Genomic DNA, 15,407 nt, shown 5'->3' on the forward strand with positions numbered 1-15,407 from the left:
GCCCCGCACGTTCCGCGTGCGGGGCCGTTCGCGCGCTCGAAGGCGCGGCGCCGAAGGCGACCCGGCCGGAAGCGACGCGGCCAAGAGCGCGGCGCCGAAGGCCCGGCCTGAAGCCGGGCCCGGCGCCACGGCCGGGCGGCCCGGCCTGCTGGGGTCCGGACCGCTGCGGGCTGGACCCCCGGCAGGCCGCCTCCGCGAGCCCGTGCCGAAGCGCGCACCGCGAGGCCGCGCCCAGGACCGCGGCAGACCGCACCGGGGCGGATTCCCCTGGCACACCGGTCATTTCGACGCCTGTCGGCACCGCACGTCAACGCCCGATTCGAAAAGCATCCTCGAACCATCCCCCTCAAGGGTGACGAAGTGTCGCCGTATCATTACCGCCCGCTACGCTCGCTGCGTGACCCACACTGCGCGCCGCATCGGCCGATCCCTCGCCTTCGTCCTGCCCGTCGTGATGGTCCTCTCCGGGACCCTCGCCGTCACCAGCGTGCCGTGGGCAGCGCACAACTCCGAGCCGCAGGTACTGACCGCCTCGGCCCACGACATCTCGAAGCGGGCCAAGACCCGCACCCCGCAGGACGCCCTCCGCGACCGGCTGCTCGTGGAGCTCCAGGAGAAGGACCCGGCCGTGGCGCTGACCGACCTCCAGCGCTCCGTCGAGGGGCGCCCCTCGCTCGCCCGGCACTGCATGTCGATCGCCAGGGCCCTGGGCCGCGCGGCCGTCGAGAAGTACGGGCCCACGCACGCCCACCGGTTCTCGCGCCCCGTCTGCGACACCTCCTTCGCCTCGGGCGTCGCCCGGTTCAGCTGACCGGCCGTTCCGGGCACCGCATATCGTGCCCGGTATGCATACGTATCCGACGCAGGCCGTGGTCCTGGCGGGTGGCCAGGGATCGCGGCTGCGGCCGTACACCGACGACCGCCCCAAGCCGATGGTCGAGATCCCGGGCACCGGGACTCCGATCATCGGCCATCAGCTTTCCTGGCTGGCCGCCGAAGGCGTGACCGACGCCGTGGTGTCGTGCGGTCATCTCGCCGAGGTGCTCCAGGAATGGCTGGACTCCGCGGTGCTGCCGCTGCGCGTGACGACCGTCGTGGAGTCCGAGCCGCTGGGCCGCGGCGGCGGGCTGAAGTACGCCGCCACCCGGCTGCCCGATCCCGAGCAGCCCTGGTACGCCACCAACGGCGACATCTGGACGCGCTTCTCCCTGCGCGAGATGGCCGCGTTCCACGCCGAACGCGATGCGACCGCCACCCTGGCCCTGGCCCGTCCCCGCATCCCCTGGGGTGCCGTGGAGACGGACGCGTTCGGGCACATCACCGACTTCATCGAGTCGCCGCCGTCGCCGTATCTGATCAACGCCGGTGTGTACGTCTTCTCCCCGGCCTTCACGACGCTGCTGCCGGACCGGGGCGACCACGAGCGCACCACGTTCCCCCGGCTGGCGCGCGAGCGCAGGCTGGCCGGTTACCCGCTCCCGCACGGCGCGTACTGGCGGGCCATCGACACCGCGAAGGACCTCACCGAGGCCGCCAAGGAACTCGACGGACAGTAGCGGGACCCCACACATGACGCGGGGGCGGCCACCGGTACGGATCCGGTGGCCGCCCCCGCGTCGTCGGCCGGAGGCCGCCCGGCGGCCTCGGGCGTGTACGCGCTAGCCGAGCAGGCCGCCGATGGGGTTCTGCCCGCCGCCGGAGGTGCCGCCCGTGGAGTCGTCGCCGTCCGAGCCGCCGGTGGAGCCGCCGCCCGTGCCGGTGGTGCCGGAGGACGACGGGCCCGAGCTGCTGGACGGGGGCTGCTGCGGTGCCGTCTGCTGCGGGACCTGCTGGCCGGTGCCCTGGGTCTGGCTGGGCTGTCCGGCACCGGCCGCCTGGCCGGACTCGCGGACGGTGCCCGCGGCCGGCGTGGACGGTGCGGTGGAGGGCGTCGTGGCGACGCTGCTGCGGGACGGCGCGGGGCGGTGGCCCTCCGGCGTCTGCGAGGCCCGGCCGCCGCGGGACTCCTCCGGGAGCGGGGAGCCGGGGAGCTGGTTGGTCGGGTCGCCGTTCGGGCCGGGCACGGTGACGACCTCGGAGGAGCGCACCGCGCCGCCGAGCACCGAGCCCACGAGCAGGGTCAGACCGACGACGACGGCGGCGACGACGGCGCCCCGGCGCAGCACCCGGCGGCGCAGGTCCCAGATGGCCGAGCGCGGGCCGAGCCTGCGCCAGGCCTCACCGGCGAGCCGTCCGTCGAGGGAGTAGACCGGAGCGCCCGCGATGATCAGCGGGCTCCAGGCGGCGAGGTAGATGATGTCGGGCGCGTCGTAGGCGGCGACGCTGCGCCAGCTCACGGTGACCAGCAGGGCGGCGGAGAGCAGTGCGCCGACCGAGGCGGCGACCCGCTGCCAGAGGCCGAGGACGGTGAGCACGCCGACGACGACCTGGAGGAAGGCGACGCTGAGTCCGGCGCCGACCGGGTGGGAGAGCGCGAAGTCGCGCAGTGGCTCGGCCAGCGCCCAGGGGTGCAGCGAGGTCAGCCACTTGACCATGGAGCCGCGCTCGCCGCCGTCGAAGAAGACGGGGTCGCAGAGCTTGCCCATGCCCGCGTAGATGGAGATGAAGCCGAGGAAGACGCGCAGGGGCAGCAGCACCACGCCGAGGTTCATCCGGCGGCCGGGGTAGTACGCATGGCGCAGGGTGTCGCTGTTCTGGCGCCCGCGGTCCTCGGTCTCCTCGTCGAACCCGTCCTCGTCGTACTCCTCCCGGGGGTACGGCCCGCTGTCCGCGGGGTCGTAGGCGCCGTCTCCCCGGCGCATGGGCGGCAGCAGCGGCCCGTTGCCGTAGCGGCCCGGCTGGTGGGGGGCGCTGATGACGGGGTTGGGCTGGGTCTCTTCGAGGAGGTCGATGAGCTGGGTGCTGCCCGTGCCGTGCCCGCCGCCGAGCTCCGGGGCCGCGTAGGGGTCGTAGGAGTCGTACCCGGCGGCCGGGGGGCCCGCGGTGGAGTTCCGCACGGCCTGGAGGAGCCCGGTGGCTCCGGGGTCGCCGGGGGCCGACCTGCCGCTCCACACGACGGGCGAGCGCCTGCCGCGGGCCGCTCCTGCACCGCTCATGGCGGGAATCCTGGGCGCGCCGGCGGGGGCCAGACCGCGCAGCCGCGGGCGCTGGCCGGGGGCGAGCTGCACCCGGAAGCTGGCGTGGTTGACGATGACCTGCGCAGGGTCGCAGTCCACCTTGGCCATGCTCAGGGCGGGTTGTTCGTCGAACCGAGGCGTTCTGGTGTCCACACTCATCTAACCGAGTGATGTGTGGTTAGGACACTGCCTTGACGGGCCCGATGTGTCCGAGGCCCGTCAATGGTGTCCGGCCGGGGGCGCCGCCGGTCGGCCGCCCCCCGGCCGGGTGGACCTCAGGCCCGGCGCCGGGCGACCTCGTACAGGACGATCCCGGCCGCGACGCCCGCGTTCAGGGACTCCGCGCCGCCCGGCATCGAGATGCGGACCCGGTAGTCGCAGGTCTCGCCGACGAGGCGGCCGAGGCCCTTGCCCTCGCTGCCGATGACGATGACGACGGGGCCCGCGAGCTCCGGCAGGTCCTCGACGGTGTGCTCGCCGTCGGCGGCGAGGCCGACGACCGTGAGACCGGCCTTCTGGTAGCCCTCCAGGGCGCGGGTCAGGTTGGTGACCCGGGAGACCGGCGTACGGGCCGCCGTGCCGGCCGAGGACTTCCAGGCGCCCGCCGTCATCCCGGCCGCGCGCCGCTCGGGCACGACCACGCCGTGGCCGCCGAACGCGGAGACGGAGCGGACGATCGCGCCGAGGTTGCGCGGGTCGGTGACGCCGTCGAGGGCGACGATGAGGGGGTCCTCGCCGTTGTCGTACGCGGCGGCGGTGAGGTCCTCGGGGTGCGCGTACTCGTACGGCGGGACCTGGAGGACGAGGCCCTGGTGGTTCAGGCCGTTGGTCATCCGGTCCAGCTCGGGGCGCGGGGCCTCCATCAGGTTGATGTTGCCGCGCGCGCCGGCGAGCTGGAGCGCCTCGCGGACCCGCTCGTCGTTGTCGATGTACTGCTGGACGTACAGGGTCGTCGCGGGGACGCCGTCGCGCAGGGCCTCGTAGACCGGGTTGCGGCCGACGACCATCTCGGACGTGCCCTTGACTCCGCCGCGCCGGGGGGCGGGGCGGCGGGCCGCGGCCTGCTTGGCCTGGGCGTTGGCGAGCCGGTTCTTCTTGTGTCCCTTGCGGGCGGAGGCGGGCGGCGTCGGGCCCTTTCCTTCGAGGCCACGGCGTCGCTGGCCACCGCTGCCGACCTGCGCGCCCTTCTTGTTGGACGTGCGGCGGTTCCTGCGCTGGCTGTTCCCGGCCATGACCTACCTGTTTCGTTGCTTCTCAGACATGCGTACGTAAGTGAAGTGTGCCGCCCGGAACGCCGGGCGGCACACGGTGGGGACTACTGGCGCGGGCCGAGTGTCCACCGCGGTCCGGTGGGGCTGTCCTCGATGACGAGTCCGGACTGGTTGAGCTGGTCGCGGATGGCGTCGGCGGCGGCCCAGTCCTTGCGCTCGCGGGCCGACTGGCGCTGGTCGAGGACGAGGCGTACGAGGGTGTCGACGACGCCGTGCAGATCGTCGCCGCGGTCGCTCTCGCCCGCCCAGTGCTCGTCGAGCGGGTCGAGGCCGAGGACGCCGAGCATCGCGCGGACCTCCGCGAGCCGGGCGACCGCCGCCTCCTTGTCGTCGGCGGCCAGCGCGGAGTTGCCCTGGCGGACCGTGGTGTGGACGATCGCGAGCGCCTGCGGGACGCCCAGGTCGTCGTCCATCGCCTCGGCGAAGGCGGGCGGCACCTCGGCGGCGGGCTCGACCGTCTCGCCCGCCTTCTCGGTGACGCGCTGGACGAAGCCCTCGATCCGCGCGAACGCGGACTCGGCCTCGCGCAGGGCGTCCTCGCTGTACTCGATCATCGACCGGTAGTGCGGGGTGCCGAGGTAGTAGCGCAGCACGATCGGGCGCCAGGTCTTGACCATCTCGCTGACCAGCACGGAGTTGCCCAGCGACTTCGACATCTTCTCGCCGGACATGGTGACCCAGCCGTTGTGCACCCAGTACTTCGCGAACTCGTCGCCGTACGCCTTGGCCTGGGCGATCTCGTTCTCGTGGTGCGGGAAGATCAGGTCGATGCCGCCGCCGTGGATGTCGAAGGCGGTGCCGAGGTACTTGTGCGCCATGGCGGAGCACTCCAGGTGCCAGCCGGGGCGGCCGCGGCCCCAGGGGGTCTCCCAGCTGGGCTCGCCCGGCTTGGTCGCCTTCCACATCGCGAAGTCGCGCTGGTCGCGCTTGCCGGTCTCGCCGTCGCCGGAGGGCTGGCGCAGATCGTCCAGGTCCTGGTTGGAGAGCTCCAGATAGCCGGGGAACGAGCGCACGTCGAAGTAGACGTTGCCGTCGGCGGCGTAGGCGTGACCGCGCTCGATCAGCCCGCGCATCATCTCGATCATCTCGGGGACGTGGCCGGTGGCCCGGGGCTCGTAGGTGACCGGGAGGCAGCCGAGCGCGTCGTAGCCGGCGTTGAACGCCCGCTCGTTCTCGTACCCGATGGCCCACCAGGGGCGGCCCTGCTCGGCGGACTTCGTGATGATCTTGTCGTCGATGTCGGTGACGTTGCGGATGAACGTGACGTCGTAGCCGCGGTACGCGAACCAGCGGCGCATGATGTCGAAGTTCAGCCCGGACCGGATGTGCCCGATGTGCGGGGCGGCCTGGACGGTCGCGCCACAGAGGTAGATCGAGACACAGCCCGCTGTGAGCGGTACGAAGTCACGGATCTGCCGGGCGCTGGTGTCGTACAGGCGAATAGTCACGCCTCAAGGGTAGTGGGCGCGCACCAGTGCCCCGCGACCCCTTGGCGGATCGCGGGGCGAGTTCGCGGCGCGGGAGGTCTCAGACGCGTCCGACGACCTTGCGCGGGGTGATCCGGACGATCACCCGCTCGCCGCCGTCGGCGGCGGCCGCGGGGTTGAACTCCGCGAACTTCTTGCCGGTGTACTTCACGGACAGCTCGTCCACGAGCGCGTCGGCGCCCTCGGTGGACAGGGTGGTGGTGCCGCGGATCTCGGCGTAGGTGTACGGGGCGTCGAAGGGCTGCACGACGACGGAGACCCGCGGGTCGCGGCTCAGGTTCCGTTCCTTGCGGGTGCCCACCGACGTCGAGATCAGCAGGTCGTCGCCGTCGCGCTTGGCCCAGACCGGGGATGCCTGGGGGCTGCCGTCGGGCTGGATGGTGACGACGGTGACGAAGACGGGGGTGTCGAGAAGCGCTTTGAGCTCGGCGGGGAGTGCGGCGGTCATGACGTACGTCCTCCTGGCGGGATCGGTGGTGCCTCCACCTCTACCCCAACCTCTTCTCGCCGCTCCCGCTTCCCGTCCGCGCCCGCCGGAAGGCGCAGCGCGAGCGCGGCGCCCGCGAACGGCACGGCGGCGAGCACCGCCCACCGGACCGGGCCGGGCACCTGGAGCAGCGCCCCGGTGGCGGCGCTGCCCGCGAGCACGGCGAGCCCGGAGACGGACGAGAGCGCCCCGGTGGCCAGCCCGAGCCGCCGGTCGTCGACGAGTTCCGGTACGAGTCCCCGCGCGGCCGGGACCAGCAGCATCTGGCCGAGGGTGAGCAGCACGACGAGCGTGGCGCCGGGCAGCAGTCCGGCGGGGCCGCCGGGGGTGAGCGGCACGGCGGCGAACCCCGCCGCGACGGTCCCCAGCCCGGCGACGAGCGCGGTGCGCGGGGCGAGGCGGTGGGCGGCCCAGCGGGTCAGGGGCAGCTGGGCGAGGACGACCAGGAGCGAGGAGAGCGCGAACAGCCAGCCGAGTGCGGTCTGCGTGCCGGTGGCCCGCTCCACCTCGGCGGGCAGCGCGAGGTAGAGCTGGTTGTAGGCGATCAGATAGGCGCTGTACGCGAGGCAGAGGACGAGGAAGGGCCGGTTGCCGAACACCTCGCGGACAAAGCCGCGCGACTCGGCCGTCCGGGTGACGGGCGCCCGGCGCGGCATCAGCCGGGCGTGTCCGGCGAGGACTCCGACGAAGACCAGGGCACCGGCGAGGCAGGCCGCCCGGAATCCGCCGCCGAGCAGCAGGAGCAGCGAACCGAGCAGCGGGCCGATGAAGGCCCCGGCCTGCCCGGCGGCGGAGAATCCGGCGAGCACCTGGGCGCGCGGCGTTCCGGTGTCCCGCTCGTACCGGACGGACTCGCGGGCGGTCTCGGACTCCACGGCGGGCGAGAACAGCGCGGCGGCGAACCCGATGAGGACCACCGCCGCGACGACGGTCGCGGTGGAACCGGCGAAGGCCAGCCAGCCGAATCCGGCGATCCGCAGGGCGCAGCCGGCCAGGACGACGGGCCGGGGCCCGTACCGGTCGGTGAGGGCGCCGCCGACGACGAAGAGCCCCTGCTGGCTGAACGTACGCAGGCCGAGGACGAGCCCGACGAGCCACCCGGCCATGCCGAGGCCGGTGCCGAGGTGGGTGGCGAGGTAGGGCAGTACGGCGTAGAAGCCGGTGTTGAAGGCGAACTGGGTGGCGGTGAGGAGGCGGAGGTAGGGCGTGGTCCTGGTCGCGGCCAGGAGGGCGGGGGCGGGGGTCATGGGGTCACTCCGTCGCCGGGTTTCGGGCGGGGTGGTCCGGGGCCCCTCCGGGGCGTCTCCTCGAACGACGAACGTTCCGCGGGTACGCGGGAGGACCCGGGTATCCGTTCGTCGTCCTGCGGGGACTCCCCTGCACGGCCCCGGACCGGGCCGTCGTGCGTCCTCGGGCGTACGGGGGTGGTGGGGCCCCCGTGCCCGGGGCCGTGCCCGGGGCCATGCCCGAAGGAGCCCGTCCCGGTGTGTGATTCCGTTCTGGTGCGTGGCTCCGTCCCGGTGCGTGGTTCCGTTCTGGTGCGTGGTTCCGTCCCGGTGTGCGATTGCGTCCCGGTATGCCCGTTCGAGGCCGTTCTGGCAGGTCCGTTCATGCCGTGCTTGTCCTGGTGCGGGCCCGCCCCCGTACCGCCGCCGCGGCGAGGACGGCCAGCGCGCCCAGGGCGGCGAGCGCGGCGGCGGGGGCGAGGACGGACCAGGGGGCCCGTTCCGCGTACGGCATGTTCTCGGACAGCATCCGGCCCCACTCCGGTGCCGGGGGGCGGGTGCCCAGGCCGAGGAAGCCGAGGGAGGCGAGGGCCAGGGCGACGGCCGGGACGCGCAGGACCGCGTGGCGCAGCACCGGGGGCACCACGGCGGGCAGCAGGTGGCGCCGGGCCAGGTGCAGCCGTCCGGCGCCCGCCGCGCGGGCGGCCGCGAGGTGCGGGGCGGCCCGTTCCTGTGCGTACAGGGCCGAGGTGTGGGCGGCGAGCGGCGCCCAGGCGAGGGCCGCGACGGCGACGGCGGCGCCCCAGGGGCCGGGGCCCGCGACACCCGCGACGACCAGGCCGCCGAGGACGGCCGGCAGGGCGTTGGCGCTCTCGGTGAGCGCCCCGGCCCGTACCGCTCCGAGGAGCAGGCCGAGCAGGAGCGTCACGGCACAGACGGCGAGCGCGGTCAGGACCGTACGGGCCGCTCCGTGGCCGAGCCGGGCCAGCACGTCGCGGCCGAGGGAGTCGGTGCCCAGGGGGTGTGCGGCGGACGGTCCGGCGAGGCGGGCCACGGCGTCGACGTGCAGCGGGTCGCGCAGCAGCCCGGCGAGGGTCGTGGCGGCGAGGAGCACGGCGAGCGCCACCGCGCCGGTGGTGAGCAGCCGCCGGGCGGGCAGGGCCGGGGGGACCAGCGCCGGGAGGGCCCCGTCGCGCAGGGCGGGCCCGAGCAGGGTGCGGGCGGCGAGGCGGGCCGCGGCGCCCGCGATCGAGCCCAGGAGCAGCAGGAGCAGGACGCAGGCCTGGAGGACCGGGAGGTCCTGGGCGAGGGCCGCGGCCAGCGCCGTACCGCCGAGGCCGGGGATGGCGTACAGCGTCTCGACGGCGACGGCGCCGCCGGTGAGGCCGACGACGACCAGGCCGAGCTGGGGCAGCAGTCCGGGCAGGGTGCGGCGCAGCGCGTGCCGTGCGATGCGGCGGCCGGGCAGTCCGCCCGCGGCGGCGGCCCGCGCCCAGGGTTCGGCGAACGCGGCGGGCAGCGCGTCGTCCAGCAGCCGGCCGAGCAGTGCGCCCGCCGGGACGCCCATGGCGAGTGCGGGCAGTACCAGCTGCTCGGGCGCGCCCCAGCCGAGCGCGGGGAGCCAGCCGAGCTGCACGGCGACGACGGTGGCCAGGACGGCGGCGAGCAGGAACTCCGGCAGTGCGGCGAGGACGGCGGCGCCCGTTCCGGCCCGTGCGCGGACGATCCGCCGCCGGGCCCCGCGCCGGAGCGTGCCCGCGCAGAGCGCGGCGGCCAGCAGCAGGGCGACGGCGAGCGAGGCGCCCATCAGGGTCAGCGAGACGCCGAGCGCGGCCGTCACGTCGGGGGCGACGGGCTGTCCGGAGACCCAGGAGGTGCCGAGGTCGCCGTGGAGGAGGCCGCCGAGCCAGCCGCCGAGGACGTGGACGGCCCCGCCGTCGAGCCCGGTCTCGGCGCGGATCGCGTCGAGGGTCTCCGGGGTGGGCGGCCGGTCGGCGTACCGGGCGTGCAGGATCGTGAGCGCCGGGTCGGTCCGGGTCAGCCGGGGCAGCAGCCCGATGACGGCGACGACCGCGAGGAGCGTGCCGAGCCGCCCCGCCAGGTGCTTCACGCGGTCACCCGACGCGGGTGTCGGCGGTGATCAGGGTGCGTTCCATCGGGTCGAGCGAGACGCCGTGGACGCGGCTGTCGTCGTAGCCCTGGACGAAGCGTTCGTGGAGCAGCGGTACGAGGGCGTCGGTGCCGAGGATGTCGGCCTCGGCGGCCATCTCGGCGCGGTGGCGCTCTTCGGTGCCGGCGAGTCCGGCGGCCTTGTCCACGGCGGAGTCGACGCGCTTGTCGCAGAGCTGGGAGATGTTGAAGCTGCCGTCGCAGGTGAAGTCGGACGCGAGGTAGGAGACCGGGTCGGCGGTGTCCAGGAGGGTGTTGCGGGCCTGGATGAACGCGTCGAACTTCCCGGCCAGCGCGTCGGCCTCCAGCTGGGCGTAGTCGCGGACGACCTGCTTGACGGTGAATCCGCGCGCGGTGAGCTGCTGCTGGACGACGGTGGCGACCTCGGGCAGCTCGGGCCGGTTGGTGTACGTGGCGAGGACGATCTGCTTCGTCTTCGCCACCTCGGCCTTGCCGGCCGCCTTCGCCCGGCCCGTGGGGGCGGTGCGGTCGGCGGCGGCCCAGGGGACGCCGGGGCCGAGGAGGCCCTTCGCGGTGTCGGCGCGGCCTTCGTAGACACCCTTGACCAGGGCGCCGGAGTCGATGGCCTCGCGGGCGGCGGCGCGCATCGCGGGGTCGGCGAAGACCCCGTGCCGGGTGTTGAGGGAGAGGCCGTTGGTGCGGGCGGAGGGGAAGGCGTGGACGAGCTTCTCGCCGAGGAGGGAGGCCTGCGAGATCGGTACGTACTCGGCGACGTCGACGGAGCCGGTGCGCAGCGCGTTGGCGCGGGCGGTGCCGTCGGCGACGAACTTCACGTCGACGCCGGGGGCCTTGGCCTTGGCGCCCCAGTAGGTGTCGTTGCGCCGGAGGGTGGCGCTGACGGCGCCGTCGACCCGGCTCAGGGTGAAGGGTCCGGTGGCGTGCCCGGCGGGGTTCACCCGGCCGCCCTTGTACGCGCCCTCCGAGAGGATGGTGAGGGACGGGTTGGCCAGGCGCTGGGGAAGCAGCGGGTCGGGGGCGGCGGTGGATATCCGTACGGTCCGCGCGTCCGGCGCCGTGGCGGTGAGGCGGGTGTCGCTGAGGACGCGCGGCTTGGGCGAGGCGGTCTCGGCGGCGCGCAGCGAGCGCACGGCGTCGGCGGAGGTGAGCTTCGCGCCGTCCTGGAAGGTGGCGTCGCGCAGGGTGAAGGTCCAGGTGCGGTCGTCGTCGCGCTTCCAGGAGGTGGCGAGCGCGGGCTTGGCCGCACCGTTCCCGTCGAGGGTGGTGAGGCCCTCGATCACGGCGAGGCGGCTGAGGGTGACGGCGTCGTCGCCGTAGGGGGACATGGCCTGGGCGGGCGGGAAGGCCATGACGACCCGGAGCCGTTGCCCGTCCGCGGAATCGCCCGTACCGCCAAAGGAGCAGGCGGTGGCGAGCGGGACCAGGAGTGCGGTCGCGCAGAGCGCCAGGGGCGGCACGGGGCGACGGCGTCGGGGGAGGGACATGACAGCGACCTTATATGAAAACGATTGTCATCTAATGGGCGGGGGTGGCGGGCGCCGGCATCGGCAGCGCGAAGTGGACGATGCCCTGGCCGCCGTCCGCCGATGTGCGCTCGTCGCACACCTCGTCGGCCAGCGACCGCCAGAACGGCTCGGCACCGGGCACGGCCGGGTCCGTGTGCAGGTAGATCGACTCGTACCCGCCGGCCGCCGCGACGAAGTCGCACAGCTCGCGCACCAGCCGCCGGGCCAGGCCGTTCCTGCGGTGCCCGGGGGCGACGTAGATCCGGCAGAGCTGGGCGGTGGTGCCGGACGGGAAGCGGTCCGCGACCCACTGCGGGTTGGGCGGCGCCTGGGGCCCGCGGTCGCGCACCGCGCCGGTGGCCACGATCTCCCCGTCGCACTCGACGACCAGCAGGGTGCAGCGCTCCGGGCGCAGATAGGCGGCGTCGGGATCGATGATGTCGGCGTGCCAGCGCGGTACGTAGCCGGACTTCAGGTCGCGGTAGACGGTGTCGAGCATCACGGCCCGCGCACCGCCGAGGTCGGCGGGGGTGGCGGTGCGCAGTACGTACCGGTCGCCTCCGGCCACCACCGCGGCCGGGGTCATCGTGCTCATGGGCGGGCCCACCGTCCTCGTACGACACATCGCTTGCCGCACCAGCGTACGTGCAAGCGATGTGCAACAAGGCCGTGGCCCTGGAGTAACGGCAGGTCAGGGCCGTGCCGGGTCAGCCGGTGCGGTAGACCAGCGCGGTCGCGATCCCGGCGATGCCCTCGCCGCGCCCGGTGAAGCCGAGCCCGTCGGAGGTGGCGGCGGAGAGCGAGACGGGCGCCCCCACGGCGGCCGAAAGCACCTTCTGCGCCTCCTCGCGCCGCTTGCCGATCTTCGGCCGTACGCCGACGACCTGGACGGCGACATTGCCAATCCCGAAGCCCTCGGCCCGCACGATCCGCGCCGCCTCGGCCAGCAAGGTCACCCCGGCGGCGCCGGACCACTCGGGCCGCCCGGTGCCGAAGTGCTGCCCGAGGTCACCGAGCCCGGCGGCCGAGAAGAGCGCGTTGCACGCGGCGTGCGCGACGACATCGGCGTCCGAGTGCCCGGCCAGGCCGGGCCCCTCGCCCTCCCACAGCAGCCCCGCGCACCACAGCTCGCGGCCCTCCTCGAAGGCGTGGATGTCGGTGCCGATCCCGACCTGCGGGACCACCGGTCCGGTCCGTTCCTCAGAAGCCATCGTTGGCCCTCCTGCGCGCGAGTACCGCCTCGGCCAGCACCAGATCCAGCGGCCGGGTCACCTTGAACGCCTCTTCGTGCCCCGGGACGACCACCACCGGCGCCCCGAGCTGCTCCACCATGCCCGCGTCGTCCGTCGCGCCCTCGCCGTCCACGGCGACGGCGCCATGGGCGCGCACGAGCGTCTCGCGGTCGAAGCCCTGCGGGGTCTGCACCGCGCGCAGCCTGGCCCGCGCGGGCGTCCCGAGCACCGGCTCCGGCTCCCCCGGCGCACCGGGCTCGACCTCCTTGACGGTGTCCGCGAGCGGCAGCGCGGGGACCACGGCGGGCGCCCCGTCCCGTACCGCCTCGATCACGGCGTCCACGGTGTCGACCGGCACCAGCGGGCGGGCCGCGTCATGGACGAGGACGACGGAGACGTCCTCGGGCAGCGCGTCGAGACCGAGCCGCACCGACTCCTGGCGGGTGTCGCCGCCGGGCACGACGAGGTAGTCCGTACGCTCCGGAAGGGCGTGCTCGTCGAGCAGGTTCTTCACCTCGGGGGCGCCGTCCGGCGGCGCGACGACGACCACCAGGCCGACGGAACGGGACGCCGCCATGGCCCGGACCGCATGGATGAGCATGGGCGTCCCACCCAGGGCGCGGAGCGCCTTGGGGGCGCCCGGACCGAGCCGTACACCGCGGCCGGCCGCCGGAATCACGGCGGCGGTGCGGTGCGGGCGCGATTGATCAGACATCGATTGCACTCCGAAGCTTCGGCATGTTTGTTTCCACGGCCGACATGGGTATGGCCACAAGCGAGCCGGGCGCCACGCCCCGAATCGACCGGGCCCTTTCCGTGACACCCGGTCGACGTCGGACAAGCCGTACCGGCCGCTCGGGGTCGGCTGCACAAGATCGCGAGCAACGTATCGGGGGTATCACCGATGAAGCCAACGCATCGGTGCGTCGGGACGCATTTCGGACAGGCTGCGTGGAAATCGAGACAGGCCGCAGCCTGATACAGGCATGCCGCGGCATACAGACATGCCGCGGCGCCCGACCACCCTCTGTGAAACAGACATGCCGCAGCGCCCGACGACCCACCGTGAATACGGCTGTCAACGGGCACTGCGGCACATTGATGACGACCGGCGCGAACCGGTTCAGGACGCGAGAACCTCGTCGAGCAGAGCCTCGGCCTTGTCTTCGTTCGTGTTCTCCGCGAGAGCGAGCTCGCTCACCAGGATCTGGCGAGCCTTGGCGAGCATGCGCTTCTCACCTGCGGAGAGTCCTCGCTCGCGCTCACGACGCCACAGGTCGCGAACCACTTCGGCGACCTTGATGACATCGCCGGAGGCGAGCTTCTCGAGATTTGCCTTGTAGCGCCGGGACCAGTTCGTCGGCTCTTCGGCGTACGGTGCGCGAAGCACCTCGAAGACCCGGTCCAGCCCCTCCTGCCCGACCACGTCGCGCACACCCACGAACTCCGCATTGTCCGCCGGCACACGAACCGTCAAGTCGCCCTGGGCGACCTTGAGCACCAAGTAGGTCTTGTCCACGCCTTTGATCTGGCGAGTTTCGATAGCCTCGATCAGCGCGGCCCCGTGATGGGGATAGACCACGGTGTCGCCAACCTTGAACGTCATGTGACAGGTACCCCTTCCGTGGCTATCAAGAGTAACACGAGAACTGCTTCTCCTGAATGGCGTTTTCGCAGGTCAGGGCATATCTCGGGGCTTGACAACAGCAACACGCACGTGCTGCGGAAGGCTCGCGGGGGACGGTATTCGCAGGTCGGAGCCGTTCTGCGGGCTGGGCGAAACACACACGTCACACACAACCGGACCACCCTCCGGAGGGGTCGAACGTCCCGTTTTGCCGGATTCTGGATGCCGAACTTTCCGTACTCCGTTCGGAGATCGATCATCCGTACGGAGGTAAGTGCCGCAGATCAATGAAATTGATCAACAACTCCGCGCGAGCGCTTATACGCATGGAATGCGCCAGGCCCGATGAATTGATCACCCGCGATATGTGAACGGCATGTGTCGACCCGTTTCGGCCCGTGCGGACCCGCATGCCTTTGCCCGTCCGGAGGGCGGGCCCGATCCAAACGAGATGCCCAAGGGGCGGGTCGGGTGCGGGGCGGGCGGGGCGGCTCGGTAGCCTAAGGCCGCTGACACACCCTTAGGGCGGCTTTACGTCGCCCCCATCCGTCCGCAGTCCGACACGTTCAAGGAGTTGCCGCCGCCGTGAGCCGCAGCCTTCGACACGGCGCCCTCGCCGCCACCGCCATCGTGTTCTCGATCGCCTCGCTCACCGCGTGCGGTGCGGGCAATGACGCAGCGACGCTCAAGGTCAGGCCGGACACCGCCGCCACCACCGTCGGTGACATCAGCGTCCAGAACGCGAACGTCATCACCCAGCCCGAGCACTCCGCCGAGGGCCCGGCCGTCGTCTCCGCGACGCTGTTCAACAGCGGCACGAAGCCGCAGACCCTGGAAGCCGTGACGCTGCCGGGTTCGAGCGCCTCGGTGCAGCTGCACGCCGCCAAGGGCGCCGGACCGGTCGTGGTCCCGGCCGGCGGCCGGGTCGTCCTCGGCGGCAAGGGCAACGCCTCCGCCGTGATCGGGAACAGCAGCGAGGCCGCTCGGGCGGGCAACGTCCAGCCCGTCGTCTTCAAGTTCAGCTCGACCGGTGAGATCCCGCTCGGCGCGTTCGTCGTACCGGCGAGGAGCTACTTCACAGGCTTCGGCCCGAGCACGCTGCCGGTGGCGCCGAAGAAGACGCCGGGCGCCTCCCCGAGCGAGACGGCCTCCACCGGCGGGGCGCCGGGCGACACCGCCTCCGGCGACACCACCCCGGGCGACGACGCGTCCGCCTCGACGCAGACCGGCTGACGCACCCGCCGGCCGCGGGCGGACAGCAGCACGCGGACACGCCGACGGCGGAGGGCGCCTCCCGAAAGGGAAGCG

At 73.3% G+C, this 15,407-nt stretch carries 14 protein-coding genes; 3 read left to right on the top strand and 11 right to left on the bottom strand.

Annotated features, from left to right (window positions below; genetic code table 11):
• Positions 1 to 397 precede the first annotated feature (397 nt).
• Both ACFVFH_RS24950 and ACFVFH_RS24955 read left to right on the top strand, forming a co-directional pair.
• Entirely contained in the window at positions 398 to 811 is a 414-nt protein-coding gene (locus ACFVFH_RS24950; protein ID WP_383772465.1) for a hypothetical protein, read from the top strand.
• 34 nt (positions 812 to 845) lie between these two features.
• Positions 846 to 1,556: an NDP-sugar synthase gene (locus ACFVFH_RS24955; RefSeq protein ID WP_383772467.1), complete on the top strand. Its 711-nt coding sequence runs from the start codon at positions 846 to 848 to the stop codon at positions 1,554 to 1,556.
• Between the two features lie 102 nt (positions 1,557 to 1,658).
• Here ACFVFH_RS24955 and ACFVFH_RS24960 read toward each other — a convergent pair whose 3' ends face one another.
• The 11 genes from ACFVFH_RS24960 to ACFVFH_RS25010 all read right to left on the bottom strand — a co-directional run bounded on the left by ACFVFH_RS24960 (position 1,659) and on the right by ACFVFH_RS25010 (position 14,078).
• Entirely contained in the window at positions 1,659 to 3,275 is a 1,617-nt protein-coding gene (locus ACFVFH_RS24960; RefSeq protein ID WP_383772469.1) for a DoxX family membrane protein, read from the bottom strand.
• A 116-nt stretch (positions 3,276 to 3,391) separates the two neighbouring features.
• The gene (gene rlmB / locus ACFVFH_RS24965) at positions 3,392 to 4,348 is read right to left on the bottom strand and encodes a 23S rRNA (guanosine(2251)-2'-O)-methyltransferase RlmB (protein WP_383772471.1); all 957 of its coding nucleotides are present in this window, start codon (positions 4,346 to 4,348) and stop codon (positions 3,392 to 3,394) included.
• Between the two features lie 83 nt (positions 4,349 to 4,431).
• Complete coding sequence (gene cysS / locus ACFVFH_RS24970) at positions 4,432 to 5,835, bottom strand: cysteine--tRNA ligase (protein WP_383772473.1); 1,404 nt, start codon at positions 5,833 to 5,835, stop codon at positions 4,432 to 4,434.
• Positions 5,836 to 5,914: 79 nt separating this feature from the next.
• The gene (locus ACFVFH_RS24975; RefSeq protein WP_383772475.1) at positions 5,915 to 6,322 is read right to left on the bottom strand and encodes a PPOX class F420-dependent oxidoreductase; all 408 of its coding nucleotides are present in this window, start codon (positions 6,320 to 6,322) and stop codon (positions 5,915 to 5,917) included.
• Positions 6,319 to 7,608 carry an MFS transporter gene (locus ACFVFH_RS24980; protein WP_383772477.1) on the bottom strand — a complete coding sequence of 430 codons (1,290 nt, stop codon included), beginning with the start codon at positions 7,606 to 7,608 and terminating at the stop codon, positions 6,319 to 6,321. The genes ACFVFH_RS24975 and ACFVFH_RS24980 overlap by 4 nt, the downstream gene beginning before the upstream one ends.
• Positions 7,609 to 7,969: 361 nt before the next feature.
• A complete protein-coding gene (locus ACFVFH_RS24985) occupies positions 7,970 to 9,697 on the bottom strand; it encodes an ABC transporter permease subunit (RefSeq protein WP_383772479.1) in 1,728 nt (575 codons plus the stop codon).
• 4 nt (positions 9,698 to 9,701) lie between these two features.
• Complete coding sequence (locus tag ACFVFH_RS24990) at positions 9,702 to 11,219, bottom strand: ABC transporter substrate-binding protein (RefSeq protein WP_383772481.1); 1,518 nt, start codon at positions 11,217 to 11,219, stop codon at positions 9,702 to 9,704.
• Between the two features lie 31 nt (positions 11,220 to 11,250).
• Entirely contained in the window at positions 11,251 to 11,835 is a 585-nt protein-coding gene (locus ACFVFH_RS24995; RefSeq protein ID WP_383772483.1) for a GNAT family N-acetyltransferase, read from the bottom strand.
• 112 nt (positions 11,836 to 11,947) lie between these two features.
• Positions 11,948 to 12,451, bottom strand: a complete 504-nt coding sequence (gene ispF / locus ACFVFH_RS25000) for a 2-C-methyl-D-erythritol 2,4-cyclodiphosphate synthase (RefSeq protein ID WP_383772485.1) — start codon at positions 12,449 to 12,451, stop codon at positions 11,948 to 11,950.
• The gene (ispD, locus tag ACFVFH_RS25005; protein WP_383772487.1) at positions 12,441 to 13,187 is read right to left on the bottom strand and encodes a 2-C-methyl-D-erythritol 4-phosphate cytidylyltransferase; all 747 of its coding nucleotides are present in this window, start codon (positions 13,185 to 13,187) and stop codon (positions 12,441 to 12,443) included. The genes ispF and ispD overlap by 11 nt, the downstream gene beginning before the upstream one ends.
• Positions 13,188 to 13,595: 408 nt before the next feature.
• A complete protein-coding gene (locus ACFVFH_RS25010; protein WP_006380568.1) occupies positions 13,596 to 14,078 on the bottom strand; it encodes a CarD family transcriptional regulator in 483 nt (160 codons plus the stop codon).
• 606 nt (positions 14,079 to 14,684) lie between these two features.
• Here ACFVFH_RS25010 and ACFVFH_RS25015 point away from each other — a divergent pair.
• Entirely contained in the window at positions 14,685 to 15,332 is a 648-nt protein-coding gene (locus ACFVFH_RS25015; RefSeq protein WP_383772489.1) for a DUF461 domain-containing protein, read from the top strand.
• Positions 15,333 to 15,407 lie beyond the last annotated feature (75 nt).

It is taken from the genome of Streptomyces sp. NPDC057697, from assembly GCF_042799335.1.
Classification (GTDB): Bacteria; Actinomycetota; Actinomycetes; order Streptomycetales; family Streptomycetaceae; genus Streptomyces.